This is a genomic window from Gloeobacter kilaueensis JS1 (assembly GCF_000484535.1).
Lineage (GTDB): Bacteria > Cyanobacteriota > Cyanobacteriia > Gloeobacterales > Gloeobacteraceae > Gloeobacter > Gloeobacter kilaueensis.
In genome coordinates this window covers 3857916-3883015 of record NC_022600.1, presented here as the reverse complement: position 1 = coordinate 3883015, position 25100 = coordinate 3857916, and the positions used below count along the sequence as shown (strand labels likewise).

The 25100-nt window shown below is 61.0% G+C and carries 21 protein-coding genes and 2 pseudogenes; 9 read left to right on the top strand and 14 right to left on the bottom strand.

The genetic code is table 11. From position 1 onward, the window contains the following. Positions 1–61: 61 nt before the first annotated feature. The 3 genes from GKIL_RS17950 to GKIL_RS22985 all read left to right on the top strand — a co-directional run bounded on the left by GKIL_RS17950 (position 62) and on the right by GKIL_RS22985 (position 3677). Complete coding sequence (locus GKIL_RS17950; RefSeq protein ID WP_023175236.1) at positions 62–1381, top strand: acetyl ornithine aminotransferase family protein; 1320 nt, start codon at positions 62–64, stop codon at positions 1379–1381. Next, positions 1381–2265: a DUF1338 domain-containing protein gene (locus tag GKIL_RS17945; RefSeq protein ID WP_023175235.1), complete on the top strand. Its 885-nt coding sequence runs from the start codon at positions 1381–1383 to the stop codon at positions 2263–2265. The genes GKIL_RS17950 and GKIL_RS17945 overlap by 1 nt, the downstream gene beginning before the upstream one ends. Before the next feature lie 155 nt (positions 2266–2420). Continuing rightward, positions 2421–3677 (top strand): hypothetical protein, encoded by a 1257-nt coding sequence (locus tag GKIL_RS22985; RefSeq protein ID WP_023175234.1) that lies wholly within the window; start codon positions 2421–2423, stop codon positions 3675–3677. Positions 3678–3689: 12 nt separating this feature from the next. Here GKIL_RS22985 and GKIL_RS17935 read toward each other — a convergent pair whose 3' ends face one another. Together GKIL_RS17935 and GKIL_RS17930 are read right to left on the bottom strand one after the other, a co-directional pair. Continuing rightward, positions 3690–5471: a SulP family inorganic anion transporter gene (locus GKIL_RS17935; protein ID WP_023175233.1), complete on the bottom strand. Its 1782-nt coding sequence runs from the start codon at positions 5469–5471 to the stop codon at positions 3690–3692. A gap of 33 nt (positions 5472–5504) precedes the next feature. Continuing rightward, the gene (locus GKIL_RS17930) at positions 5505–6539 is read right to left on the bottom strand and encodes a sulfate ABC transporter substrate-binding protein (protein WP_023175232.1); all 1035 of its coding nucleotides are present in this window, start codon (positions 6537–6539) and stop codon (positions 5505–5507) included. Between the two features lie 190 nt (positions 6540–6729). Between GKIL_RS17930 and leuS the strand changes: the two genes are divergently transcribed. Further along, on the top strand, positions 6730–9267 hold the full coding sequence (gene leuS, locus GKIL_RS17925) for a leucine--tRNA ligase (protein WP_023175231.1): 2538 nt from the start codon (positions 6730–6732) through the stop codon (positions 9265–9267). Here leuS and GKIL_RS17920 read toward each other — a convergent pair. The 6 genes and pseudogenes from GKIL_RS17920 to GKIL_RS17895 all read right to left on the bottom strand — a co-directional run bounded on the left by GKIL_RS17920 (position 9264) and on the right by GKIL_RS17895 (position 13168). Further along, a complete protein-coding gene (locus GKIL_RS17920) occupies positions 9264–9866 on the bottom strand; it encodes a mobile mystery protein B (protein WP_023175230.1) in 603 nt (200 codons plus the stop codon). The two genes, leuS and GKIL_RS17920, sit on opposite strands and share 4 nt — an antisense overlap. Then, positions 9863–10324: a mobile mystery protein A gene (locus GKIL_RS17915; RefSeq protein ID WP_023175229.1), complete on the bottom strand. Its 462-nt coding sequence runs from the start codon at positions 10322–10324 to the stop codon at positions 9863–9865. Before GKIL_RS17915 ends, GKIL_RS17920 begins: the two co-directional genes overlap by 4 nt. 766 nt (positions 10325–11090) lie before the next feature. Further along, the gene (locus tag GKIL_RS22980; RefSeq protein ID WP_023175227.1) at positions 11091–11570 is read right to left on the bottom strand and encodes a hypothetical protein; all 480 of its coding nucleotides are present in this window, start codon (positions 11568–11570) and stop codon (positions 11091–11093) included. A gap of 119 nt (positions 11571–11689) precedes the next feature. After that, a pseudogene (locus tag GKIL_RS25690) lies at positions 11690–11947 on the bottom strand (hypothetical protein); the annotation flags it as partial. A gap of 147 nt (positions 11948–12094) precedes the next feature. Continuing rightward, positions 12095–12337: pseudogene (locus GKIL_RS25390) on the bottom strand (catalase); the annotation flags it as partial. A 24-nt stretch (positions 12338–12361) separates the two neighbouring features. Then, entirely contained in the window at positions 12362–13168 is an 807-nt protein-coding gene (locus GKIL_RS17895; protein ID WP_023175223.1) for an SDR family NAD(P)-dependent oxidoreductase, read from the bottom strand. Positions 13169–13662: 494 nt separating this feature from the next. Here GKIL_RS17895 and topA point away from each other — a divergent pair, with 494 nt between their 5' ends. Beyond that, positions 13663–15603: a type I DNA topoisomerase gene (topA, locus tag GKIL_RS17890; protein WP_023175222.1), complete on the top strand. Its 1941-nt coding sequence runs from the start codon at positions 13663–13665 to the stop codon at positions 15601–15603. On the opposite strand, the gene GKIL_RS25385 is transcribed toward topA, so the two are convergent. After that, on the bottom strand, positions 15600–15743 hold the full coding sequence (locus tag GKIL_RS25385; protein WP_023175221.1) for a hypothetical protein: 144 nt from the start codon (positions 15741–15743) through the stop codon (positions 15600–15602). The two genes, topA and GKIL_RS25385, sit on opposite strands and share 4 nt — an antisense overlap. A 3-nt stretch (positions 15744–15746) precedes the next feature. Next, a complete protein-coding gene (locus tag GKIL_RS17885; RefSeq protein WP_023175220.1) occupies positions 15747–16850 on the bottom strand; it encodes a branched-chain amino acid ABC transporter substrate-binding protein in 1104 nt (367 codons plus the stop codon). A 150-nt stretch (positions 16851–17000) separates the two neighbouring features. Here GKIL_RS17885 and GKIL_RS17880 point away from each other — a divergent pair, with 150 nt between their 5' ends. The 3 genes from GKIL_RS17880 to GKIL_RS17870 are packed head-to-tail and all read left to right on the top strand — an operon-like array spanning position 17001 to position 19094. Beyond that, a complete protein-coding gene (locus tag GKIL_RS17880; protein WP_023175219.1) occupies positions 17001–18158 on the top strand; it encodes an MraY family glycosyltransferase in 1158 nt (385 codons plus the stop codon). Positions 18159–18177: 19 nt separating this feature from the next. Further along, positions 18178–18567, top strand: a complete 390-nt coding sequence (locus GKIL_RS17875) for a Na-translocating system protein MpsC family protein (protein WP_023175217.1) — start codon at positions 18178–18180, stop codon at positions 18565–18567. Between the two features lie 50 nt (positions 18568–18617). Beyond that, the gene (locus GKIL_RS17870) at positions 18618–19094 is read left to right on the top strand and encodes a GNAT family N-acetyltransferase (protein WP_023175216.1); all 477 of its coding nucleotides are present in this window, start codon (positions 18618–18620) and stop codon (positions 19092–19094) included. Here GKIL_RS17870 and GKIL_RS17865 read toward each other — a convergent pair. Then, a complete protein-coding gene (locus GKIL_RS17865; RefSeq protein WP_023175215.1) occupies positions 19091–19708 on the bottom strand; it encodes a helix-turn-helix domain-containing protein in 618 nt (205 codons plus the stop codon). The two genes, GKIL_RS17870 and GKIL_RS17865, sit on opposite strands and share 4 nt — an antisense overlap. A 100-nt stretch (positions 19709–19808) precedes the next feature. Between GKIL_RS17865 and GKIL_RS17860 the strand changes: the two genes are divergently transcribed. After that, positions 19809–21680 (top strand): alpha-amylase family glycosyl hydrolase, encoded by a 1872-nt coding sequence (locus GKIL_RS17860; protein ID WP_023175214.1) that lies wholly within the window; start codon positions 19809–19811, stop codon positions 21678–21680. Positions 21681–21698: 18 nt separating this feature from the next. On the opposite strand, the gene GKIL_RS17855 is transcribed toward GKIL_RS17860, so the two are convergent. From GKIL_RS17855 to GKIL_RS17845, 3 genes are read right to left on the bottom strand one after another with little or no spacing between them, the layout of a single operon-like run. Beyond that, positions 21699–23201 carry a hypothetical protein gene (locus GKIL_RS17855; RefSeq protein WP_023175213.1) on the bottom strand — a complete coding sequence of 501 codons (1503 nt, stop codon included), beginning with the start codon at positions 23199–23201 and terminating at the stop codon, positions 21699–21701. A gap of 14 nt (positions 23202–23215) precedes the next feature. After that, complete coding sequence (locus tag GKIL_RS17850) at positions 23216–24808, bottom strand: alkaline phosphatase family protein (RefSeq protein ID WP_023175212.1); 1593 nt, start codon at positions 24806–24808, stop codon at positions 23216–23218. Positions 24809–24810: 2 nt separating this feature from the next. Continuing rightward, entirely contained in the window at positions 24811–25095 is a 285-nt protein-coding gene (locus tag GKIL_RS17845; protein WP_023175210.1) for an acyl carrier protein, read from the bottom strand. Positions 25096–25100 lie beyond the last annotated feature (5 nt).

Below are 25100 nucleotides of genomic sequence, written 5' to 3'. Positions count from 1 at the left end.
TTGCCTGGGAACATCCGTACATCTGCGGCGGCGACCATCTTTCATTCAAGAGGAACACCCGATGCTCAGTCTGTCTACCGACCGTTCCCTGCCCCGTGTGCCCAGACTCACCACGGCGCTGCCTGGCCCCCGCGCTCGGACGGTGATCGAGCGCGACAGGGCTGTTACCTCGCCCTCCTACACCCGTGGCTACCCGCTGGTGGCCGCCCGTGGCGAGGGCTGTATGCTCGAAGATGTCGATGGCAATGTCTTTTTAGACCTGACAGCCGGTATCGCCGTCACCGCCACCGGCCACGCCCACCCGCAGGTGGTGCAGGCAATCCAGGAGCAGGCGGCCCGACTGCTCCATATGTCGGGAACGGACTTTTATTATGAACCGATGGCGGATCTGGCCGAGAGCCTGGCAGCGCGCGCGCCGTTTCCAGTGGTGGCCGGTGCTCCCCGCGCCCGCGTCTTTTTTAGCAACTCTGGAGCGGAGTCCAACGAAGGAGCGCTCAAGCTGGCCCGCTACTACACCGGTCGGCAGCAGGTGGTCGCCTTTTTGGGTGCCTTTCATGGCCGTACCTTTGGGGCGATGTCGCTGACCGGCTCCAAGGCTGTTCAGCGCAAAGGTTTTGGCCCGCTGGTGCCGGGGATCAGCCATATACCCTACGGCACCCACGCCGCCCTCGACCACCTCGAACAGCGCCTGTTTGCGACGGTGCTGCCCCCGGAGGAGGTGGCGGCGATCGTCGTCGAACCGATTCAGGGCGAAGGCGGCTATATCGTGCCGGAGGACGGCTTCCACGCCCGCATCCGTCAGATCTGCGATCGCCACGGCATCTTGATGGTGGTCGATGAAGTGCAGGCCGGTATGGGCCGCACCGGTCGCCTGTTTGCCATCGAGCACTGGGGCGTCGAACCTGACATCATTACCCTCGCCAAGGGGATCGCGAGCGGTCTGCCTCTGGGGGCGATTCTTGCCCGACCGCACCTGATGAGCTGGCCGCCCGGTTCTCACGCCACCACCTTCGGCGGTAACCCGGTGGCCTGTGCGGCTGCCAACGCTACCCTCGTTCTGCTCGAAGCGGGGCTCATCGAGAATGCCCAGCGCATGGGCAGCCTGTTGCAGGCGGGACTCGCCGAACTGGCGGTGCGCTTTGCCCGCATTTCGCCCCCGCGCGGCAAAGGTCTGATGGTCGCCGTCGATCTGCTCGATAAGAACGGTCAACCCGACCGCGAGCTGCGCGATCACCTCGTCGATTGCGCCTTTTATAAGGGGCTGTTGCTTCTGGGCTGCGGCAAGGCGGCGATTCGCTTCTGCCCGCCTCTGGTCATCGATGCCGACCAGATCCGCACTGCCCTCGACCTGTTGCGCCAGCTGGCCGAGGAGGTTTTCTGATGAACGGCACTTTTGCCCGCGCTCTCTGGGAACGGCTCTGGAAGCGCTATCAGCAGCGCGTGAGCTACGCCCGCGTCTACCAGGAGATGATCGAACAGGCGGGCGGCACGGTTGCAAACGACCACATCGCCTTTCGCTCGTTGCGCCTGAGTAGCGGCGGACAGGACTTTGGGATCGGTTATCTTGAGCGCTTCATCGAGCCGCTCGGCTACGTTGCTGCTGGGGAGTACGTCTTTAGCGGCCAGCACCTCTGCGCTCGCCACTACCAGCACCCCGAACAGGAGGCGCTGGAGCTGCCGAAACTTTTTGTCAGTGAACTGCTCGTAGACGATCTGAGCGAACCGGCGGCCCTCGCCATTCGCGCTGCTGTCGAGGGGGCGACGCTGGTCCAGACTGCCCGCACCCTCGAAGAGTACGAAGCTGTCTTCTCCCGCCCCTGGCAGCCGCCCAGGCGCTCGGCAATCGAGGTGGTCAACTCAGCCAGCCAGTACGGTGCCTGGGTGCTGCTACACGGCTACGCTGTCAATCACTTCACCGGCTACGTCAACCGCCAGAACACCGAACGCTACTTCGACATCGAGAGTACGGCTCAGGGGCTGGCCGAGCGCGGCGTACCGATGAAATCGGTGATCGAAGGCGATTGGGGCAGTGGTCTCAGGCAAACGGCGACCAGAGCGGTGAGCGAACCGGTAACGGTACTCGACGATGGAGGTAGACCGGTCGAAATCCCCTGGACCTACGCTTACTACGAGATTGCCGAGCGGGGCACGATCGAGGTGGCCCCCGGTCGCCGGGAACGCTTCGATGGTTTCCTCGGCCCCCAGGCCAAAAATCTCTTCGAGATGACTCGCAAAGAGTCGTCCTCCCGTCCAGTCCATCCGTGACCCTGCAGCCTTTCTCAGGTTGCCAAAACCTCCTGCTCATCTAACTTCGCCTACCTGGCAGTTCGCATCGGGGTGGAGCCGTGCATAACTATCTGGTTAACCGGTCTACATGAACAACTAGCGGGGGAGATCCAGAACACTCAGGAGACCCAATCATGGACCAGGAAAAAGGCAAAGGCCATCACGCCATTACCCAAAAAGCCACCGATCAGCTCTTCGATGGCAAGAGCGAGATCGACGGCATGGACAAAGAGACCTATTACGAAAAGCTCGACGAAGGACAGGAGCACGCCGATCGGATCGTCGGCGGCGATACCTGGAAGCCCTACTGGATGGCTCCCGACGCCCAGCGCGAGCACAGCATGGCGGACCCGAGTAAAAGCGGCGAGCAAAACCTGAGCGATATCCGTAACTTCGTCGCCGGCGGCCTGGAATCAGCCAAGGCGGCCCACGACGCCACCACAAAATTCGACGGCCTCGATCGCGACCACGACGGTTTTCTATCGCACGACGAAGTGGATCAGGGCGTCAAGAGCGGCACCATCGATGGCCGGGCAGCCAGCTATCTGGGCCAGAATCAAGATTCGATCGAAGACCTGCACGACGATGAGAGCATCGATGACTTGAAGGGCGTTTCCAAAGCTGACCTGCAGGCCCAGGAGATGCGCGAACTGGGAGCGGCCACCCACGCCCTCGAAGATAGCTACAGCAACGCCCACATGTTCCGTGACACAAGCGACCCATCCGATCCGCACGCGGCGGTCCAGGGCATCAATGTCTTCAATCCCCTCGACGAAGAGACGGGCGGTGCAGCTCTCGCTGGGGCTGCTGCTGGGGCAGTGGCTGGGCTCGAATTCGGTCCCCTCGGGGCGGTCGTCGGGGGAGTTATCGGCGGACTGGTGGCCGGTGGGGCAGAGGCGCTTTTGGGTGAGGACGCCGAAACCCATGTAAAAGTGTTCGACGAAGTTCCAGTAGACGATCAGGGCCAGCTTGAGCGCAGCTCGGACCAGGCCGCCGCCCAGGCGTCGGCAGAGATGCTCAAAAACTACTACGACCACCGCGACGACAGCGAAGCGGACGCCGACAGTGCCTTTACCCAGAACGTCGATTCGTACTACCAGGCCAGCCCCAACGGCGTCGAGGTCTACGACGACAACGACGATCCCCACTGGCAGCAGGAGCGCGACGCCCGCCTCCAGGAGCAAGAGCAAGAAGTTGCGGGCTACGGTGCCGACGGTGGCGCAGGAGCCGATCCTACTTCTTACGCCGTACCGGACGATGGCGGCAGTTGCGAGCCACCGGTGGATACGGACAGCGCTTCCTACAGCTATCAGGACGACAGCAGCTACGAAACCTCCGAGGGCAGCAGCGAGGAATACACCCCGCCCCTGGACGAGCAACTGTACGAGTGATCTGCGGGTCGCTCAGACTCGATAGTAGAGCGCTGCCTTCTGGGTCTCCTTGTCCTGGAGGGCAGCGCAGTGCCCGCAGGCGTTGGCCTCGTCGCCAAGAAGCTCGTAGGCGAGGCGGACGGCTTTGAGGGTGGCAGAATCGCTGTCGTCCTCCGCCGCCTCAAAAAACAGATGGTCCGCCGGGAACCAGTCGCCAAAGCCCAACTTGCTGAAAGGGCGGGCCAGATCCGGGCGCACTCCGGCGAGCAGGACGGTGATGCCCTGCTTCTGGGCGCTGTGCAAGAAGTGCTCCAGTCGCTCGACACAGACCACGTCCGGGTTGCGCACGCGCTTGACCCGCAGGACGATGTAGCGGATCGACGCTGCTTTTGCCTGGGCGATGAGGCCGTCGAGGTAGCGGTCCAGATCCGGTGCTGCCCCAAAGAAGATCTCTCCTTCGAGATCAAAGAGGATCACCGAGGTGCAGGGTGGATCGGAGGGCCAGCGGTCGCGCACGATGCCCTCGTTGCTCACCACCAGTTCGGAAGCTTTGAGTTTTGCTGCTCGCGGCACGAAGAGCAAGATCGAGAGGGCGACGCCGGTCAAGATCGAGTACTCGATACCGATGAACAGAGCCGTAAAGAGTGTCACCAGCACCAACCCTGCGTCGAAGAGCGAGGCGCGGAAGGTGTAGCGCAACCGCTTGAGGTCGATGAGCCGGGCGGCGGTGAGAAACAACAAACCTGCCAGGGCAGCCTTGGGGATGAACTTGGTGAGTGGTGCCAGAACCAGCAGGGCAGCAGCGACGACCAGGGCCGCGAGCACCCCCGAAAAGCGGGTCAGGGCTCCGGACTGGTAGTTGATGGCCGAGCGCGACAGCGAGCCGGATCCCGGCAGGCACTGCAAAAAGCCGCCCCCCAGGTTGGCAGCGCCCTCCGCCAGGCACTGGCGGTTGTAGTCGAGGGTCTGGCCGGTCTGGGCAGCGATCGCTTTCGCAATCGCCAGCGCCTCCAGTAGACCTAGAAAAGCGATCGCGAGCGCCCCGCTCGACATCTGGGTCACCCAGCCAAACTTGATTTCTGGAATGTGGGGCAATGGCAAGCTGGCCGGGATCGCACCGGCCACCGCAATCGCCGTCTTGCCCCCATCAGCCGGGGGTATCGTCCAGCCCAACAGGTACGCCGCCACCGCCGCAACGATGAGGACCACGAGCATGTCCATCTGGGGCCAGCGGTACTTGCGCACTAGAGGCCGCAGGGCGAGGCCAAGGATGACCGTGATGGCAGTAATCGTGATGGCACGAAAGTTGGGGCTGCCGGAGGTGACCGTGAGCCAGAGCCGATAGAAAATTTGATCGTGGGCTGTTCCTTTCTCCCGCAGTCCGAGGGAATTGCCGATCTGACCGATGCCCAGCAAGATGGCAGCGCCGGTCATAAAGCCCAGAATCACCGACTCCGAGATGTAGCGCGTCAGATCCCCCAGCTTGAAGACTGCGATCAGAATCTGGATGCAGCCGACCATCACCCCCAGTAAAAACATCGCCTCGTAGGCGTCGGGCCGGGCGTCCGGTTCGATAAACGCGAGGGTACTGAAGACGACGAGGGAGATGGCGCTGGTCGGCCCATTGATCAGATGCGAGGAGGAGCCCAGAACCGAGGCAATCGCCGTGACAAAGATGGCCGAGTACAGGCCAAAGCGCGGATCGACCCCGGCAATCAGCGCGTAGGCCATGCTCTGGGGCACGGCGATCGCTGCCACCGTCAGGCTCGCGATGACGTCGGCCCGCGCTTTTTCCCAGGTGTAGCTAATGTTCATCGTTATCCTTAGATTTTTCTCGGGTGGAGGTGATCACTGCGGCTTTGGCTTGTAGACCAGGTCGATGATCCCGTTTTCGGCAAAGAACTTTTGTCTTGCGTCGTCCCAGTCTCTGGCAATCAAGGTGATCGGAAAAAGTTCGATCTTTGGAAACTGGGTGCTGTATTTTCTGGCGATCTGGGGGTTGATGGGCCGGTAGCCGGATCTGGCGATCGTTTCCTGCCCCTCGTCGCTAAAAAGAAATTGCAGGTAAGCCCGCGCATCCGCTTCGCTCCTGTGGCGAGTAGTGTTCGCATCCACCCAGGCGACGTAGGGCTGGGCGAGGATGCTCACCGGCGGATAGACGATTTCGAGGTCGCCCTTCGATTCAGCCACCTCCCGGATCGCCTCGTTCTCCCAGGTCAGATGCACATCGCCCACTTTCTCGACGGCGAAGGTTGTCGCGGAGGCGCGGGCACCGGTATCCAGCACGGTCGTATGTTCGTAGAACGCCTTGAGAAAAGCGCGGGCCTGCTCCTGGGTGCCGCCGCGCTTGATGACTGAGCCCCAGGCGGCGAGGGCGCTGAGCTTGCCGTTGCCGGAACTTTTTGGATCCGGAGTAATGATCTCGACGCCGGGACGAAGCAGATCGGGCCAGTCGTGAATCTTTTCGGGGTTGCCCCTGCGCACGACAAAGACGATCGTCGAGGCGTAGGGCTGGGAATTGTTGGGCAGGCGCTTCGACCAGCCTTCGGCGATGAGACCCTGCTTGCGCAGCGCGTCCACGTCCGAGTACAGACCCAGGGTGACGACATCGGCGGGAGCACTGCCGTCTATGACCGCCCGACTCTGGCGGGAGGAACCGCCGTGGGACTGTTTGATCTTGATTTGCCGGTGGGTTTCTTTTTCGTACTTTGCGACGAATTGCTGATCGATGTCGCGGTAGAGTTCGCGGGTCGGATCGTAGGAGACGTTCAGCAGTTGCCTGCCGGTGTTGCCTTCGACGTTTTTGACTACGACCGCCGTAATCGCCAGAACAACCGCCGCAAGCGCTATCGCATTGGTCCAGGAAATTTTTTTGACAGTCATCGCTGGAGCGGGGAACAGGATTTTTTGGCCAGTCTACACTAAGTTGATCAACTTACTGGTCTTTGCGGTCTTTTTCTGCGCCGCTGCATCGAGTCGGCGCAACGCGCTTCGATGTCCGGGGGTAGCCCTCAGCGGCGGACAATTTCGCCTTTAATTGAAAAACAGCATGGTAAGGGAGGCCCGGATACCGATGGAGATGCGCTACAACCCCGGCGCTATCGAACCCAAATGGCAGAAGCACTGGGAGGCGATGCCGCCGCTTGCGATGGACGGCAGGCCCAAGTTTTATGCGCTCTCGATGTTTCCCTATCCGAGTGGGGCGCTGCACATGGGTCATGTGCGCAACTACTCGATCACCGATGTGATCAGCCGCTACAAGCGGATGCGCGGCTTCAACGTCCTCCATCCGATCGGCTGGGACGCCTTCGGGCTACCGGCTGAGAACGCGGCGATCAAGCGCGGCGTGCATCCTGCCGAGTGGACCTACCAGAACATTGCCCACATGAAAAGCCAGCTGCACCGCCTGGGCTTTGCCTACGCCTGGGAGCGGGAGGTGGCGACCTGTTCGCCCGACTATTACCGCTGGACGCAGAAGCTGTTTTTAGAATTTTTTGCAGCCGGGCTCGCCTACCGCAAAGATGGCATCGTCAACTGGGATCCCGTGGACCAGACGGTGCTCGCCAACGAGCAGGTCGATGCGGAGGGGCGCTCCTGGCGCTCGGGGGCACTGGTCGAAAAGCGGCCCTTAGAACAGTGGTACCTGCGCATTACCGACTACGCCGAAGAACTGCTGGCGGATCTGGCCCGGCTGGACGAATGGCCGGAGCGGGTGCGGGTAATGCAGGAAAACTGGATCGGCAAATCTGTAGGGGCAGAGCTGATCTTCCCGATCGTCGGTGAGAGCGCCCACGTTCATGTCTTTACGACCAGGCCGGATACGGTCTACGGTGTCACCTACATCGTGCTCGCCCCCGAACATCCTCTTGTCGAGCAGATTGCCACAGCCGAACAACTGGCCGCCGTGGGCGAGTTCGTCGCCAAAGTGCAAAGCGAAAGCGAGATCGAGCGCACCAGCGAGGAGCGGCCCAAGCAGGGCGTCTGGACCGGCGCTTCGGCGATCAATTCTTTTACGGGCGAAGCAATCCCGATCTGGATCGCCGACTACGTGCTCTACGAGTACGGCACCGGCGCGGTAATGGGTGTGCCGGGCCACGACGAGCGCGACTTCGTTTTCGCCCACCGCTACGGGCTGCCGGTGCGCCTGGTCGTCCAGAACCCGCAAAAGACGCTTAGTGAGCCCTTGAGTGCCGCCTACGTCGATGCGGGCAGCCTGGTCAATTCCGGTCCCTTCGACGGGCTCGATTCGCCCGCCGCCAAGATAAAGATCGTCGCCTACGCCGAGAGCCAGGGCTGGGGCAAAGGCCGCGTCCAGTACCGCCTGCGCGACTGGCTCATCTCCCGCCAGCGCTACTGGGGCTGCCCGATTCCGGTGGTCTACTGTCCCGACTGTGGCATCGTGCCGGTGCCGGAGGCGGACCTGCCGGTGCGGTTGCCGGAGGACGTCGAATTTTTGGGCCGTGGTCCTTCGCCCCTCGCCCGCCTCGAAAGCTGGCTCCACGTTCCCTGCCCGAGCTGCGGCGCACCGGCCCGGCGCGAGACCGACACGATGGACACCTTCATCGACTCGTCCTGGTACTTCTTGCGCTTTGCCGACGCCCGCGACAGCGAACAACCCTTCTCAAAGGCCGCCGCCGACTACTGGCTGCCGGTGGACCAGTACGTGGGCGGCATCGAGCACGCCATCCTGCACCTCTTGTACTCGCGCTTTTTTACAAAGGTGCTGCGGGACCGGGGAATGCTCAGCTTCGATGAGCCCTTCAAGCGCCTGCTCACCCAGGGCATGGTCCAGGCGCTCTCCTACCAGAATCCGACCACCGGCGAATATATTCCGGTGGCCGATGTGGCAAACCCGGCCAACCCCGTCGATCCGCGCACCGGTGAAGCGCTCAAAGTGGGCTTTGCCACCATGTCCAAGTCCAAGGGCAACGGTGTCGCCCCCGAGAGCGTCGTGGAGCAATTTGGCGCAGACACCGCCCGCATGTTCGTCCTCTTCAAAGCGCCGCCCGAAAAAGAACTGGAGTGGTCCGACGCCGACGTAGAAGGGCAGTTCCGTTTCTTGAACCGGGTCTGGCGGCTGGTCTACGAATTTGTCTCTGGCGAAAAAACTGCCAAAGAAGCGAGCGCCGAGCAGGAGCGCAGCCTGCGCCGCGAGATCCACCGGGCGATCCAGGCGGTGAGCGAGGACATCGAACAGTACAAATTCAACACCGCCATCGCCGCCTTGATGAAGCTCAGCAACGCCCTGGGCGACTATCCTGCCAGCGGTTCCCCCGTCTACAAAGAAGGCGTCTACGCCCTCGTCAAATTGCTCGCTCCCTTCGCCCCCCACATCAGCGCCGAATTGTGGCAGAACCTGGGCGACGGGGATGTCCACGCCGCTGACTGGCCCAGCCTCGACGAATCAGCCCTCGCCGAGGACACGATCACCCTCGTCATCCAGGTCAACGGCAAAAAGCGCGACGACATCCTCGTCCCCGCCGACGCGACTGCCGAGCAACTCGAAGCCTATGCCCGTACCAGCGAGGCTGTCCAGCGGCACATCGACGGCAAGCAGATCAAAAAGGTGATCGTCGTGCCCAAGCGGCTGATCAACCTCGTGGTGGGTTAGGTTTCGCCAGCACCGGAACGCGCAAAGCGCACCAGGGCTTCGATGCGGCCCCGATCGGCTTCCTGCAAAGCCTGGATGTAGCGACTACGCGCCTCGCCTGCGTCTACCAGTGTGGCCTGCCCCCAGTCGAAGCGCTCCCCGCCTAACTGCACGATCAGCACATCTGCAGCCAGGCGAGCGTGGCGTCCGTTACCGTTGGCGAAAGGGTGGATGTACACCAGGCGGTGGTGAAAGCGGATAGCCAGTTCGTCCGGGGAATAGGTGGCGTGCTTTACCCAAAAGCGAGCATCGTCGAGAAAGATGCGCATTTGAGGCGCAATCTGCCAGGGGTCCACACCTATATTGCGGGGGGTAGTGCGATAGCGGCCCGCCCAGGACCAGACTTGCTCGAACATCCGACGGTGCAGTCGCTTGAGCCACTTCTCATCGAAAGGGTCGGGGCGGCGCAGCCCGTATGCCCAGCTTTGGGCGGCCAGGATGTTTTGCTGTTCTGCCTCGTTGAGTTCAGCGCGGGTAGCGATGTAGCTGGGTAGCAAGTCTCGCTGTTCTTCTGGTGTCAGGGGCGTGGAAGCATCGTCAGCTCCGAATAGATCGTTCACCTCCGCTCCCACAACCGGCGCGTCTCGCTTTGAATAATCTTTTCGATCAGGCGCTCCTTCTGGCGGCTGCTCTCGGACACGCCGATCGCCTGATCCTCCAGGCGCATTGTTCGCTCGACCAGCTCCATACGTTCTGTGGCCAGCCGCTCCGCTCGAACGCGCACTGTCGCCTCCAGCGGCTGGTTAGGCACCAGAGCATAAATCAGGGTGCAATCAAGAGCCTCTGCCGCCTTCTGCAATGACTTCAATGTAAGGGTGCCTTCCACTTCCCCCTTCTCCAAAGCCACCACTCGCGGCTGGGAGACACCGAGGCGTTTTGCCAATTGAGGTGAGGACATGCCAAGCGCTTCACGGATCGCCCGCACCCACCCGCGCGTCGGTCGGGCAAACCGCTCCACCGGCCTCATCTGCCCAAATCGCGCATCTAGCCGCTCCCGCGCTAACTCCAGGTTCTGCATTGATAACCTTCGTATTATGACTTTATGCTCAACCAATAACTTAAATATAGTAGCAAATAACCCTTTTTATACTGAACAAGTAATAGCCTGGGTCAGATCCCAGCGAGGCTGTCCAGCGGCACATCGACGGCAAGCAGATCAAAAAGGTGATCGTCGTGCCCAAGCGGCTGATCAACCTCGTGGTGGGTTAGGTTTCGCCAGCACCGGAACGCGCAAAGCGCACCAGGGCTTCGATGCGGCCCTGATCGGCTTCCTGCCTAGCTGCACGATCAGCACATCTGCAGCCAGACGAGCGTGGCGTCCGATGCCGTTGGCGAAAGGATAGATACCGAACGGTAGTGAGGGCAGAGGACCAGCTTGTCGGGGAACAACAGGAATCACTGCCTGGTCTGTGTCCTTCGGCTTCCTCTGACTACCGTGGATCAACTTTTAACCACTTCGGAACAGAGGGTTCTGAGGATTCTGATGTATAGTTTGTTCAAAACAAACAATTACACAAACATGACTCCTACGAATAACCGAGCAAACCAGATCAAATTAAACATACTTGCCGCACATCAAGCTGTTGGGGCAGCGGATCCAATAGAGATTTCTATAAAGTATGACCAGCTCACCAGCAAATGGAAGTATGCATGTACTTATGACAGGGATGTTGACATCAACAATCGTGAATTTGAACTGGTCAGGCAAGTATTGCACAAGCAAGAGTTTTTATAACCAAAACAGTTAAACCTCTTTACATCAAAGGGCGCGGAAACCAGAGAGGCTAACGGTGCGGGCGGCTGTCGTGTGAGAAACCACCGGCGCGGGTGATGCTGATGGTCAGGGGCACTTTGGCGCTCTCGGGCACGAAGAAATCGAGCTGTACTGGATGGGTGCCTGCAGGGACCAGATCGATCGAACCGATACGGCGGCGGGTAAGAGCCGGTGTGCCGTTGGCGTCGGTGACTCGACCAAAAACATCGACATCCCTGGCATCCGCTGTGTCGGAGTTGACGGCGGTACCTGTAAGCCGATAGCACTTAGAAGGCTGGTTGGGCCGGTCGTTGGTGCTGACAACCGGTTCTTTGGTGTTTTGAGCCTCGGGGCAAGGCTCGACCCGCACATCTTTGAAGGCTATTTCGATGGGTTTGGCCTCAGCGGCCACCGATAAGAGAAGTCCCAAGCCGACGGACCAGATGGTTGCTCTTGCGAACACGGCTTCCTCCTGCTGCACTGGATAGCCAGTCGTCTGAATAAGCTTCATGATAGAGAGCCTGGATGTTTTGGAAATGCCTCTGAGGTCATAGGGCTTCTGCCCAAAAAGAACCCGCCTCGGCGGGAAGCGAGTGCTTCCTACTGAGGCGGGCAATTGAGGAGTGGCTTCTAACCCGAGAACTGCGATTCAGGCCATCTTGTGCTGAGGGATTTTGCTCGCCGGCACTGGGAGCGCATCCAGAAGCGGTGCTCTTTTATGGCATCGACGAAGGCACCGGCAAACTCCTTGATCTGCAGGGTATTCCGGCTGGTGACAACCCCCAGTTGAACCCTCGTCCGGCCATCGGTCCGGCTCAGGTCGATGCCCCTCAGTCCTGCTTGCTCCAACAATTCGACACCCTCACCGGAGGCAGCGAGCGGCTTGTAGTGCTTGAACGCCTCCTTGAAGAAGCTCAGCGCTTCTTCGTTCTTCTGCAAAGTTTCGACGCTCTGCAGACCACCCGGCCCTAGACCGCATCGAACATCACCGAAGCCGCCGTCAGGAAGGTGTGCTGCCCTTCGATCTCCGTAGGCGGCACCACGGGCATGAACGACGCGCTCGGGGATGCGCTCTCGATCGAATCGGGTGAGCTTTTGTTGAAAATGGAAATCCTGGAGCAAGGTGGGGCCGCGCACACCGGCTTTAAGAGAATTATCGGTATCGCTGAGGGGCACGCCGGTATCTGTGGTTAACCTTTCGCCTGCTTCTTTGCGACATTCCTCCAGGCTCTGGTCCTTGCTTTGCTCGTTGACAAGGAGTAAACAACTCCCCTGTATTGCTGTGGCTGCTTGTTTTAAACGCTATTTCTTTGCCTGGGATCCCGGCTCGGACATCTGGCGATGCTGCTCGGCATTCACAGAATCAGGAAGAACCTTGGTCAGGTTGGCCTGAAGCTTGGTCTTGAGCGAGCCTGCGATCACTTCTTCTTTGCCTGCCATCAGTGCCTCAAATCCCTCCTGCGCTACGTCGGCTGGATCGTCTTTTTTGTCTGAACCAACTTTCGTATCGTCCATCTCGGCGCGGTGAAAGAAGTTGGTTTCGGTTGCTCCCGGCAGCAGGGCGGTGACACTGACACCGGTATCTTTTAGCTCGTTGCGCAATGCCTTGGCGAACGATTGGATAAACGCCTTGGAGGCAGAATAGACTGCTTCGTAGGGTCCGGGCATTAAAGCGGCAATCGATGAGGTAAAAAGAATCCGGCCCTGATGGCGTTCGAGCATGTCCTTTACTATCCGCTTGGCAAGATGGACCGTAGAGACAACGTTCAGGTTGATTAGATTCAATTCGTCTTTTAGATCGGTTTCACGGGCAAATTCACCTCCCACACCCACACCGGCGTTGATCGCAATGGCTTCTACGGGCCTGCCTGCTGCTTTGATCGCTTTATAAAGCGCCTCGACGCCATCGTAGTCTGCCAGGTTGGCCTGTACTGTCTGCACTGCGGCTCCCAGTCCTCGAAAAGCTTGGGCGGCCTGGTCAATATCTGAACCTTTTGCTGTAACCAGTAGATCAAAATCGTGCTGGGCAAACTGTTTTGCCAGTTCAAATCCGATGCCGCTGGAGGCACCGGTGACAACGGCCAGGGGCCGAATTGCGGGATTGTTCATAATGCTTGAATTCCGTTAAAACTGTCTCACCCTGTCTATTGAGATGTACGGCCAGCTCGAAATAGGGAGTGAACGTTTGACTCCTAGCAGCATAAAAAAGAGAGTATATCCCTGCATCCACCGAAAGAGATACTAACTCTTTCATCACAAACATACTGAGGAATTCTGTGTGATGACTAGCAACGGTTACAGTGGTCAAGTATGATTGATTTTAAAAGTAATTTGTGTGCAGTCTCTCTAAAGGTTTGCGCTGTCCTATTCCAAATTTGGCCAGCCTGGGTGCATTGCCTGGAACTTGCTGGGCACCGACAGGCGCATTCTCGCCAGGAATGTCTACGCCTGGGTGAAGCGGCTCGGTCGGAAGCAGCCCGTTTTTTTATGGAATACCGCTGGCTTGCCTCTCCTGCCGTACAGCTCAAGCCGGATGGGGAAGAATCTGGACCGGGAGCAGCGCTCTGGCTTAAGCTTGAGGTCGAGCGTTCACCGAAGAAGCGATGCGGCTCCTGATTTGCGAGAGCCCCGGCAAGATCAAGACCTTCAAGAGCATTCTCGGCTCCGGCTGGGAGGTGCAGGCGTCGATCGGCCATGTGATGGAACTGGCAGACGACGGAGCGGATCATCTCGGATTCGATCTGGGTAGCGAAACGGTGAACTGCCGCTATGTGCCCAGAGGCGAGCGGGCGGCGGCGACGCTCAAAAAGCTCAAAGCAGCCGTAAAGGGGGCCGAGGCAGTGTATCTGGCGACCGACCCCGACCGCGAAGGGGAGGCGATTGCCTGGCACCTGGCGCGGGAGTTGCGCCTCAAGTCGCCCCGGCGGGTGAGCTTTACGCAGATTACGGCCTCGGCGGTGCAGGCGGCCCTGGGCACTCCCCGCAGTCTCGATCTGGATCTGGTGAGCGCCCAGCGCGCCCGCCAGTGCCTCGACAAGCTCGTAGGCTACAAGGTCTCGCCGTTGCTCTGGAGAGCGACCGGCGGGCGCAGTGCCGGACGGGTGCAGAGTGCAACGCTCCATTTTCTCTGCGAGCGCGAGCGGGAGATCCGGCAATTTCAGCCGGTCGATTACTGGTCGGTGTGGGCAGAGTACGCGGGCGGCTGGCGGGCGTATTACTGGCGCGGCGACCAGCAAGAAGAAGGGGAAGGGCCGGGCGAGGGCGACGACGCCGTCGATCGCAAAGCAGCGAAGTCTTTTGAATCGACCAGGGTGATAAGTGAGGCGGAGGCAGAGCGGCTGGTGAACCTCGCCCGCCAACACCCCCACAGCGTCGTCCATAAAGAGCAGCGCACCGTCAGCAAATCGGCCCCGCCACCTTTTATCACCAGTTCGCTGCAGCAGGCTGCCGGTGCCCTGCTGGGCTACAGCCCCGAGTTCACGATGCAGGTGGCCCAGCAACTCTACGAGGGCGTGGATCTAGACGGTGGCCGCCGGGGGCTCATCACCTACATGCGCACCGACAGCGTCGAACTCGCTCCTGAATTTTGCGTTCAGGCCCGCCAGTACCTCGAAACCAACGACCCGGCCAACCTGAGCGAGCGGGCCACCCGCCACCGCTCCCGCGCCACCGCCCAGCAGGCCCACGAGGCGATCCGACCGTCGTCGGTCAGCTTCACCCCCCGCACGATCCGCTCACAGCTGAGCGAACCGCAGCTCAGGCTCTACGACCTCATCTGGCGGCGGGCGATCGCCTCGCAGTGCGCGGCAGTACAGATCGAGCGCACGACCGTCCGCACCCGCTCCGGTCCCCTCCAGTGGCAGGCAAAGGGGATGAGCGTTCTATTTGCCGGTTACAGCCGCTACTGGAACGACCTCGACGCCGCCCTGCTGCTGCCGGATCTCGCAGTGGGCCAGCCGCTGGTGCTGGTAGAGGCGTCCTACGAAAAAAAACGTACCCAGCCCCCGCCGCGCTACAGCGAACCCCGGCTGGTGCAGCTTATGGAGCGTCGGGGAGTGGGGCGGCCCTCCACCTACGCTTCGACGATCAAGACCCTCAAAGAACGCACCTACGTCGAGGCTCAAAATAAAGCCCTGGTGCCGACGGAGCTGGGGCTCGCCACCGACGCGCTTCTTGCCCGCGCCCTGCCGGACCTGGTCGATAGCCACTTTACCGCCCAGATGGAGGCGAGCCTCGATGCGATTGCAGCGAGCAAACAGTCCTGGGAGCCCTACCTCATCGGCTGGAACAATAGCTACCTGCTGCCGGCGGTGGCCCAGGCAAAGGCGCTGATTTCAGCTGAATTTCCAGCCTCTGCCCGCCCGGCCCGGCCACGGGAGAAAGCCCGCTTCTCGTGTCCTGAGTGTCGGCAGCCCCTTGTTAAGGTTCCTTCCAAAAAAGTCAAGCGGGGCTACTTTCTCAAGTGCGAGCGCTGCCCGGATCTGGTGATGTTCTGGAACGCTGCCCAAAAACAGTGGCAGCGGCCAAAGCCCAGGCAAAGTTAAGGCGTCGAGGAGCCGGCGGGCAGAGGGGGAAGGGGTTTGAGATCGCGAAAGTCCAGCAGCTGCACGAGGATGAGATAGCCGATCCCCAGGGCAAGCGCCAGGATACCGGTGACAATTGCAACCAGCTTCGGACGGTTCATCGCTCAGGCCCGGTAGGGCACGAACACCCCGCCTTTGATCACGTAGATGTCGAAGGGCGCTTTGACCACATCGCCCTTGTCGTCGAAGGCGATTGGACCTGCCAGCCCCGGAAAGACCTTGATCTTACGCACTTCCTCCGCGACGGCCTCGCGGGTGAGTTTGGGTGCCTTTTCCATCGCTGCAAGCAAGATCCGGGCGGCGTCGTAGGCGTAGGGCCCAAAGGGACCGGGGGCTTCGTTGTTGAACTTGGTGCGGTAGGCATCGACGAACGCCTTGTTGTTGATCTGGGCGGGGCCGCTCACGTAGATGTCGCCAGTCGTCTTGCCCACCAGTTCGACGAAGCTCTGGTCTTTTGTGCCGTCGCCGCTCATAAAGCGCGCATCGATCCCCAGTTCACGCGCCTGGCTCACCACCAATCCGGCCTCGACGAAGACGCCCCCATAAAAGAGCAGGTCGGGGTCGATCGTCTTGATCTTGGTGAGCACCGCTCGAAAATCCTTGTCTCCACGGGTAATCCCCTCAAAGAAAACCACCTCCGCACCGCCCTTTTCGACCGTATCGCGGAAGAAGGCAGCCAGCCCCTGGCCGTAGGGCGTCTTGTCGTGCAGGATGGCGATGCGCAGAGCTTTGAGCTTTTTGAGGGCAAAGTCACCATCGACGCTGCCCTGCTGGTCGTCGCGACCGACGATCCGGTAGATGTTTTTGAGTCCCTGCTCGGTGAGGGTCGGGTTGGTGCTGCCGGGGGTGATCATCACCAGATTGCTCTGGCTGTAGATCGATGAGGCCGGAATCGAGCAGCCGGAGTTGAAGTGACCGATGACACCGTATACGCCGTCGGTGGAGGCCAGTTTGCGGGCGACGCTGGTCGCATCGAGGGGTTTGGCCTGGTCGTCGCCGGTGACGATCTCGACAGTCTTGCCCTTGATGCCTCCTTTTTTGTTGACTTCATCGACGGCGAGTTGAACGGCTTTGAGCATATACTCTCCCTGGACCGCTTGATCGCCGGAGAGAGGGGCTGCTACAGCAATATACACTTTGTCGGCGCTGCTACAGGCTCCCAGCAGGGTGAGCAGCGCCGCACCTGCCGCAAATTCTCTTCTTTTCATCTGTTTGTAGAGTGATCGCAGGCCAGTTTTCGGCACTATATTACAGCGCCCACCGGACCCTGGCGCAAACTCTCTAATTCACCGATTCATATAGTGCCCAGGAGGACCAACAGGCGATACACTCAAGTGGCTGCAACTTGTGGCGGGTAGATGCCCTTCCTGATCACATTCGTAACAATGGCCAGCGCCCTGCTGGGACTGGTACCGGCTGCTCAGGCGGCGGGCATCGATTTGAGCCCCTTGCCGCCGGGGGATCTGCTCAGCTGTGGGGTCGCCTTTGCTGTCGCCATCCTGACGGTGCTGGTCGTTACTCCCCTGGTGCGGGCCGGTGGCCTCAAAAGCGGCCTGGGAGTCGATACGCCCGGTGGCCGTCGGATTCATACCCGACCGACGGTGCGGGTTGGAGGCATCTCTATATTTCTGGGCGTCACCTTCGCACTGTTGCTGGTCTGGGGGCTGGGTAGCTTCGGCATTTTGCCTCACCAGAAAGAGTACGAGGTCTGGGGGGTGACGATCGGGGCGGTGCTGTTTTTCTTTTTGGGCCTGTCGGACGACTTTTTGCAGCTCAAGTGGCAACCCCGGTTGTTTATCCAGCTCGCCATCGCCACCGCTGCCTGGAGTGTTGGGGTCGATGTCGCCGCCCTCTCGCTGCCTGGCATCGGTCTGGTCAAGCTGGTCTGGTGGTTGAGTCTGCCCATCACCATCCTCTGGCTGGTGGGGGTGGTCAACGCGATCAACTTTATCGACGGCCTCGACGGTCTGGCGGCGGGCGTGTGCGGGATCGCCGCCGTCGTCACCTTCGTCGTCACCGTCTTCACCGGCCAGTGGCAGGCCGCCTTGATTTCAGCGGCGGTGGTCGGCGGCACCCTGGGCTTTTTGCGCTACAACTTCCACCCGGCCCAGATCTTTATGGGCGACGGCGGAGCCTACTTTCTGGGGTTTTTGTTGGGGGGGCTCTCAGTCATCGGCGTGGTCAAGGTGGTGACTACCGTCGCCCTGGTTATTCCCTTTTGCATCCTGGCGGTGCCGATCTTCGACACAGCCTCGGTGATTATCCAGCGCCTGCGCAACGGCGTCTCCCCCTTCAAGCCCGACAAGCGCCACCTGCACCACAAGTTGCTCGACGCCGGTCTCTCCCAGCGCTGGGCAGCCCTCGTCGTCTATGCGCTGACCCTCTGGGCCGGCAGCATTGCGCTTGCCATCTCCGGAATGCCCGCCGGAGGCACCTACACCGCCCTTGCCACCCTGTTTTTGATCTATATCGGTTGGAGCGCCTGGAAGCGATCGCAGGCCAGCCGTTCGTCGTAACACCGGAGGAATCAGCATCTTGGACCGCCGCAGACAGATCGAAGTCGATGTGGCGGGGGCGATGGTCCGCATCCTCAAGGAGATGACGGGCCGGGGACCGACCGAGGCGGTCGCCCACGTCTTTCAGGACATGGTGATCGTGCGCCTCAAGGGCACCCTCACCCGCGAGGAGCAGTTCCTCGCCCGCGAGTTGGAGGGGCGGCGGCTGCTCAAGCAGGTGCGCGCTTACCTGCGCGAGCAGTTCAGCCTCCAGATGCAGCAGTCGATCGAGAATATCACCGGCGCACGGGTGACCAGTTCCCACCACGACATCAGCACCCGCACCGGCGAGGCGATCGAAGTTTTTATTCTCGACCGCGTTTTAGCAGAGGAAATGCCCCCTCCGGCAGCAGATTCGGAGAAGTTTTAGGTTTAATAAGATAGCACCACCGTCCTCACTCACAAACTCGTCGCGTCCTAATGAGTTTCTGGAAACGCCTGTTTACCGGTTCCGACAGCGCCAGCGTCAGCGAAACCTACAACAACATTTTCTTCACGAGCGATCGCGAGATCGACCTGTACGCGCTCGAAGAATTGTGCGATGCGGTTGGCTGGTCGCGCCGTCCCCTGCGCAAGGTCAAAAAAGCGATCGACCACAGCTTCTGTGTGATCTCGATGTACGAGCAGCGGGGTGAATTCAAGCAGCTGATCGGTTTTGCCCGCGCCACCTCCGACCACGCCTTCAACGCGACGATCTGGGATGTGGTGGTGCATCCGGAGTACCAGGGCAAGGGGCTGGGACGCGCCCTGATGGACCGGATTATCGCTGAGCTGCGCGCCGCCGACATCAGCAACATTACCCTCTTCGCCGATCCCCACGTCGTCGATTTTTATCGCCGCCTCGGCTTCATCCCCGATCCCGAGGGTATCCGGGGCATGTTCTGGTATCCAGATTAGAGCGCCACCACCCTGGCGCGAGTGAGCAACTGGCCCCGATAGCGGTAGCCGACGGTCTTGATGCGCGCCGCAGTACCGGGAGCCAGCCCCGCTCCCTGGTGCTGTTGCGGATCGAAGCGGATAACTTCTCCGGGCGCGCCGACCGGCTCAAAACCGGCCTCGGCTACAAATTCATCGAAGGGCAACAATAAGTCGAGTACCGAGCGCGCCGTAAGATCTGACCGCTCGTCCGCTGCGCGCCTGATCGTCGGCAACTGCAGCAGCAACAGTTCGACGCTGCGATAAAAGTTCAGATCCCACGCCTCGCGCCACTGGGCTTCTCTGGATTTGGTCTGCTCCCGCAGGCGCTCGTACTCGAAGCGCCAGTCGGTGGCCGCACCCCTGCCGGTGGGCAGAAACTGCTCGATGAGGGCGGGCAGATCGAGGGCCAGTACTCCTGCAATCCGCTGCAGGCTCTCCAGCCGGATCGCTGTAATCTGTCCCTGCTGCAGCCGCCGGGCCGTGGAACGGCCAATTCCCGCTGCCCGACAAAAACCCGTGACACTCCTGTAACCTGCCTTCGATACCAGCTCTGCCAGGATGGCCTGGCTTTTGTGCGGCGGCTGTGTGTTCAAGGGGACTTCCCTGCTGATTAGTATCTACGCTAACATTCTAACGGCCCGCTCCGGCGCGTTCACGCGCAGCGATTCATCCATCCGTACCAGGAAGTAACCGATGATTTCTCAATCCCAGATCCCACCGGACACTGACGCTGCGAAGGCAGCTGCCGAGCAGGAAGAAGAGTTCATCAATCTGCTGCAGCTGAGCGACATCGAGTTTCGGGGAGAGACGATTTACTTTATCGTGGTCGATCGCTTCTTCAACGGCGATCCGGGCAACGACGAGGGACCGGACCCGAGTTTGTACGACCCGGAGCGGCGGGACTGGGGAAAGTACTGGGGCGGCGATCTTGAGGGGATCATCGCCAAACTCGATTACCTGCAAAAGCTGGGTGTGACGGCGATCTGGGTGACGCCGCTGTTCGAGCAGATCGAGGCGATGTCGTGGGAGGCGGCTCCCATCCACGGCTACTGGACCCGCGACTTCAAGCGCATCAACGCCCGCTGGGTATCCGGTCCCGAGGAGGTGCGCCTCTTCGAGCGCAACGACACCACCTTCGATCGGCTGATTAAAGCGCTGCACGAGCGCGGGATGAAGCTCATCCTCGACGTTGTCTGCAACCACAGCTCCCCCGACGCCGCCGGGATCAAGGGCCAGTTGTTCGACGACGGCAAGCTGATCGCCGATTTTAACGACGACAAGGACTTCTGGTACCACCACTACGGCGAGGTGAGCGACTGGAACGACGAGTGGCAGGTCCAAAACTGTGAACTGGCGGGGCTGGCAACCTTCAACGAAAACAACATCCACTACCGCAACTACATCAAAGGGGCGATCAAGCTCTGGCTCGACAAGGGCGTGGACGCGCTGCGCGTCGATACGGTCAAGCACATGCCCATCTGGTTCTGGCAGGAGTTCAACTCCGACATCCAGGCCCACAAGCCGGATGTCTTTGTCTTTGGCGAGTGGATCTACTCGCATCCGCTGAGCGAGCGCTCGGTCGAATTTGCCAACTTCTCAGGCATGTCGATGCTCGATTTTGGCCTGTGCATCGCCATCCGCCAGGCTCTCGCCCAGGCTGACCCGAGCGGCTTTCATCTGATCGAGGACGTCTTTCGCGAGGACTGGCGCTACCGGGGGGCAACCGAGCTTGTCACCTTCATCGACAACCACGACATGCCCCGCTTCCAGTCGCTCGGCGCGGACGACGAGACGCTGCGCCTGGCGGTGGACCTGATCATGCTCAGCCGGGGCATTCCCTGCCTGTACTACGGCACCGAGCAGTACCTCCACGACGACACCGACGGCGGCAACGACCCGTATAACCGACCGATGATGGCGCTCTGGGACGAACGGACGCCGCTCTTCCGCGACCTGCACCGGCTCTCGGCGGTGCGGCGGCGCAACCCGGCGGTCAAGTGGGGCGGACAGTGGACGCGCTATATCAACCCGGACATCTACGCTTTTGTGCGCAAGTACCGCGACGCGCGCTGCTTCGTCGCCCTTAACCGCAGCATCGAGACGGTGCTCGTCGAGGATGTGCTCACCGAATTGCCGGACGGCACCCACCGCTGCGTGCTGAGCGGCGAGGACTACACGATCAAAGCAGGCCGCCTCGAAAAGCTGGAACTGGCCCCCCGGCAGGTCGTCGTCTTGAGCGTCACCGGCAAGCCGGTGCGTGGCCGCCAGGTGGCGCGTATCCAGCTCAACGGCATTCGCACGCGACCGGGAGAGATCGTAGCGATCGTCGGCGACTGTCCGGAACTCGGTAACTGGGACCGCGATCAGGCGGTGGCCCTCGAATACATCAACGAGAACACCTGGCTGGGCGAGGTTGCCATCAAACAGAGCGCCGACAAGATCATCTCCTACAAGTACGTCGTCCTGCGCGAGCAGGGCCAGCCCATCTACGAGAACCGCACCAGCCGCCGCCGCTTTGCGCCCAACGGCACGATCGCCAAGTGGCGCGACATCTGGGAGGAGTGACGCGGCTTGATTGTGCCCTTAGCGCCGCTCGATCAAGCTGGGGTCCGCCTTGCCCCAGCTCGGCACCCGCAGGTCGCGGTTGCCCAGCCAGACTTCGAGGCCGCCCAGGGGATTGTCGGTGTAGGTCCACTGGCCGTTTTCTTTGACGGCGACGCGGGGACCGAAGGGGTTGGCGGTGCCGATAAAGAGTCCGGCGGGGGTGGAGACGATGTTGCGGATGCCGTAGTTGTACATGTTGCCAAAGCCCCGGCGGTCCACCGGCAGCCAGTTCTCGCCGTCGCAGCTGCGCCACAGCTCGCCCCCGCCCTCGTCGGCTACCAGCGACTCAAGCCCCATCTGGTCGATGATGTAGCGCACCTTGTCGCTGCTTGCCAGATCCATGCTCATGTAGAGCAAGATCGTGCTCCAGTTCATCGTCCCGGCGTAGATCCAGCCGTCGTGGGTGCCCATCCGCCAGATATAGCCGTTGCGCACGTTGTTGAAGCCGCCCGCCAGGCCGCTCAAAGGAAAGTGCCCGTCGCGGGGATCGCCCACGCAGACTTCCCAGGTCTTATCGGGAAAGACCCGGATGATCTCTGCTCCCGCCGGACCGATGTTGTTTTTAAGATCGCAGCCGCCGTTCTGGATGCCGGTGCCCAGGTACAGGGCACCCTTGTGGGGGATCAAGCTGACGGCCACCTGGTTGAGCGGGCCGCGCCCGGCTCCGTCCTTGATCACGCACTCCCACTCGTAGGGGGGCTCTCCCTCGGCGGCGGTGCGCCAGAGCTGGAAGCCCCTGTTGTTGAACGTCCCGGCGTAGAGGTGATCTTCAAAGGTATTCATGATGAAGACGGTCAGGTTGCCCGGATCGCCGAAGCCGGGGGTATTGACCTGCCGCCAGACGCCCTTTGCCGGGTCGTCGCTCTCGAAGACCAGGCAGACGCCGCTGGCATTTTGATTGCCGCCCTTTGCGCCGGTGGGAGCGGTGAAGAGCTTGCCCTTGAAGGGCACCAACAGCCGCAGGCTGGTAAAAGCCAGGCCCATCAGGCCCCCTTCGGAGCACGCCTCGAAGTGAACGCCGTCGATCGAGCGCACCACCTGGGAGCCCGGTCCCTGGGCGCGGGAGAAGTTGCCCAGGTACAGGGCCGGTTCCGGATCGGACTTGCCCTGGAAGACGACCATCGAGCGAAAGCCCATCTCGCGGGCAATGGACTGGCCGTGGGAACCGAGGATCAAAGGCGAGCGAAAAAGCCGCTCCCAGTGGTCCGTGGCCGGGTCGTAGCGCCAGATCTCCGCCGGGGCGACCCGCTCTTCAAAATCTGGATCGTCGAGGCAGGCCGCATCGACAGGCCAGAACTCGGTCTGCAGCGGGATCATCGTCTTGAGCTTCTGCAGGACGGCGCGGGTGGTGCCGACGTAGAGACGGCCCTTGAACCAGCCCATCGCGTGGGCGTAGCTGTTGAAGCCGTCTCCCAGACCGTTGAGGCAGGTTTTGCGCAGATCCGCGAGCCGCAGGCCAGGCCACGGTTCAGGATTGCCCATAAGCGGTTTTTTACTTACTCCACGTAGCCTAGCATCTGCAACTGTTCGAGCAGCTTTGCCTTCTCCGCTTCGTCCATCGCGTTCTCCTCGCTCGCCCCCTTGCCGGTGAGCGCCGCCGAGCCGGTGCGCACCGGGTTGACCATCAGGTACTCGTCGTTGAAGAAGTCCTGGGCGACTTTGCCCTCGAAGTTGTCGGGGATGGGCAGGCCGAGGCTGTAGAGCAGAGTGGCGGGCACATCGGCGATCTGGTGGAGCGGACCCAGATAACCGGGCCGGATGCCGGGACCGTAGGCGAGAAAGACGCCTTCGGGGTGGTGGGTGCCGAGCGGTTCGGGCCGCTTTTCGACCACCGGGCGCACGTCGCGGATCGACACGAAGCCGTGATCGCGCAGGGTGAGGGTCAGATCCGGCGCGTCGGCCAGGGCGGGACCGTTGTAGATCTCCTCGCGCTTGCGCACCGCCTTGATAATTTGCTCGCCCGTAACCGCATCGCGCAAGTCGTAGAGATCGGCGATCAGCTGATCGCGGAACGCTTCGTATTCCTCCGGAGCGATCCCCGGCTCACCGGGCTTGCTCGCGACGCGGATGACGATGCCGTTGCTGGAGGGCGTCGGGCAGTAGGCGCGGGTCTTCGTAAAATCGACGTTGGCAAACCAGGTCGAAGTCGGACGGCCATCCTCCAGGCCGTCGCCCGCCTTGAGCACCAGGTAGCCCCGATCGGCCAAGTAGGCGTTGATGCGCACCACCTCGAAGGAGGCGGTAAAGCCGTGATCGGAGTTGAGAAACACCTGGGTGTCGGGACCGGCCAGCTCGACCAGCCTTTCGATCCAGCTATCTAACTTGCGGAAGTACTCGAAGGAGAGGGCGCGCAGTTCGAGGTAGGCGTCGCTCGGCTCCTCGGGGGTGAGGTTCGGATCGAGGTAGTAGTAGATCTGGTGCTGGAGCTTGTCGGTGCCGTCGAAGAGCACCGCCATCAGATCCGGCTGGTCCTCGACCAAGAGCTTTTCGGCGACCGCCAGCCAGTGCTCGTCGCGGCGGATGTGATAGCGAATCCAGTCTGCCAGCTCACCCTGGCCCAGCGCTTCCATGATCTGCTTTTCGTGCTCGAAGTCCCAGGCGAGGTTCTTGGGGCTGAAGTCGGGCATCTCCTTGAGGCGCTCGTAGAGTTCGGGCGGCGAGGTGCTGCGGCGCAGGTGCTTCCAGTGGGTAAAACCGGGCACCAGCGAGCCGGTGTTGGGCCGGGGCGGAGCCGTAAACGGATAGTTGAGGGCGACCACTTTTTTGCCCGAGCGCGTGGCGATCGACCAGATCATCTCGGTCTGGACATCGCGGGCGTCGTAGAGCGTATAGAAAACGTCGTCGCCCTTTTCTTCCATGCGGATAAAGTCGTAGACGCCGTGGTTGCCGGGGGTGCGACCGGTCATAAACGACACCCAGGCGGGCGGTGTGAGCGGGTTGGGCGTCGAGAGCAGCCGCGAGCGAGCGCCCCCCTCGAAGATCTTTTTCATGAAGGGCATGGCGAGGCCGAGGCCCGGCAATTCCTCGACCATCTGATCGAGGATCGTGAAGGTGGCACCATCCATGCCGATCGCGAGTGTTCTTGTCATGGTTAATCCTGATTGAGTTTGCGGGTAACGAAGTTGACCAGTTCTGCGACGGAGATATCGCTGACGTACTTGCCGTCGTTTAAGATCAGTTCGCTAAAGTCGAGCTTGCGCCCGAAGTGCTCCTCGATCGCCACCACCAGCTGCACGTAGTCGATCGAGGCAAATTCGAGTTCGTTGACCAGGCTGGTCTTGGGGGTAATCTCCTCGACTTCCAGATCCCAGTCCTGGGTCATATCGTCCAGAATTTCGATGATTTCGGTTTCTACTTTTTGAAGGGTGACGGTCATGGGTA

What these genes read in the sequence shown, in the direction of transcription:
- GKIL_RS17855 (WP_023175213.1), bottom strand. Translation starts at nt 23,201, where the DNA reads ATGGGCAATCCTGAACCGTGGCCTGGCCTGCGGCTCGCGGATCTGCGC.
- GKIL_RS22985 (WP_023175234.1), top strand. Translation starts at nt 2,421, where the DNA reads ATGGACCAGGAAAAAGGCAAAGGCCATCACGCCATTACCCAAAAAGCC.
- GKIL_RS17950 (WP_023175236.1), top strand. Translation starts at nt 62, where the DNA reads ATGCTCAGTCTGTCTACCGACCGTTCCCTGCCCCGTGTGCCCAGACTC.
- GKIL_RS17915 (WP_023175229.1), bottom strand. Translation starts at nt 10,324, where the DNA reads ATGCAGAACCTGGAGTTAGCGCGGGAGCGGCTAGATGCGCGATTTGGG.
- GKIL_RS17885 (WP_023175220.1), bottom strand. Translation starts at nt 16,850, where the DNA reads ATGAAAAGAAGAGAATTTGCGGCAGGTGCGGCGCTGCTCACCCTGCTG.
- GKIL_RS17895 (WP_023175223.1), bottom strand. Translation starts at nt 13,168, where the DNA reads ATGAACAATCCCGCAATTCGGCCCCTGGCCGTTGTCACCGGTGCCTCC.
- leuS (WP_023175231.1), top strand. Translation starts at nt 6,730, where the DNA reads ATGGAGATGCGCTACAACCCCGGCGCTATCGAACCCAAATGGCAGAAG.
- GKIL_RS17945 (WP_023175235.1), top strand. Translation starts at nt 1,381, where the DNA reads ATGAACGGCACTTTTGCCCGCGCTCTCTGGGAACGGCTCTGGAAGCGC.
- GKIL_RS25385 (WP_023175221.1), bottom strand. Translation starts at nt 15,743, where the DNA reads ATGAACCGTCCGAAGCTGGTTGCAATTGTCACCGGTATCCTGGCGCTT.
- GKIL_RS22980 (WP_023175227.1), bottom strand. Translation starts at nt 11,570, where the DNA reads ATGAAGCTTATTCAGACGACTGGCTATCCAGTGCAGCAGGAGGAAGCC.
- GKIL_RS17845 (WP_023175210.1), bottom strand. Translation starts at nt 25,095, where the DNA reads ATGACCGTCACCCTTCAAAAAGTAGAAACCGAAATCATCGAAATTCTG.
- GKIL_RS17880 (WP_023175219.1), top strand. Translation starts at nt 17,001, where the DNA reads ATGCCCTTCCTGATCACATTCGTAACAATGGCCAGCGCCCTGCTGGGA.
- GKIL_RS17850 (WP_023175212.1), bottom strand. Translation starts at nt 24,808, where the DNA reads ATGACAAGAACACTCGCGATCGGCATGGATGGTGCCACCTTCACGATC.
- topA (WP_023175222.1), top strand. Translation starts at nt 13,663, where the DNA reads ATGCGGCTCCTGATTTGCGAGAGCCCCGGCAAGATCAAGACCTTCAAG.
- GKIL_RS17930 (WP_023175232.1), bottom strand. Translation starts at nt 6,539, where the DNA reads ATGACTGTCAAAAAAATTTCCTGGACCAATGCGATAGCGCTTGCGGCG.
- GKIL_RS17870 (WP_023175216.1), top strand. Translation starts at nt 18,618, where the DNA reads ATGAGTTTCTGGAAACGCCTGTTTACCGGTTCCGACAGCGCCAGCGTC.
- GKIL_RS17935 (WP_023175233.1), bottom strand. Translation starts at nt 5,471, where the DNA reads ATGAACATTAGCTACACCTGGGAAAAAGCGCGGGCCGACGTCATCGCG.
- GKIL_RS17860 (WP_023175214.1), top strand. Translation starts at nt 19,809, where the DNA reads ATGATTTCTCAATCCCAGATCCCACCGGACACTGACGCTGCGAAGGCA.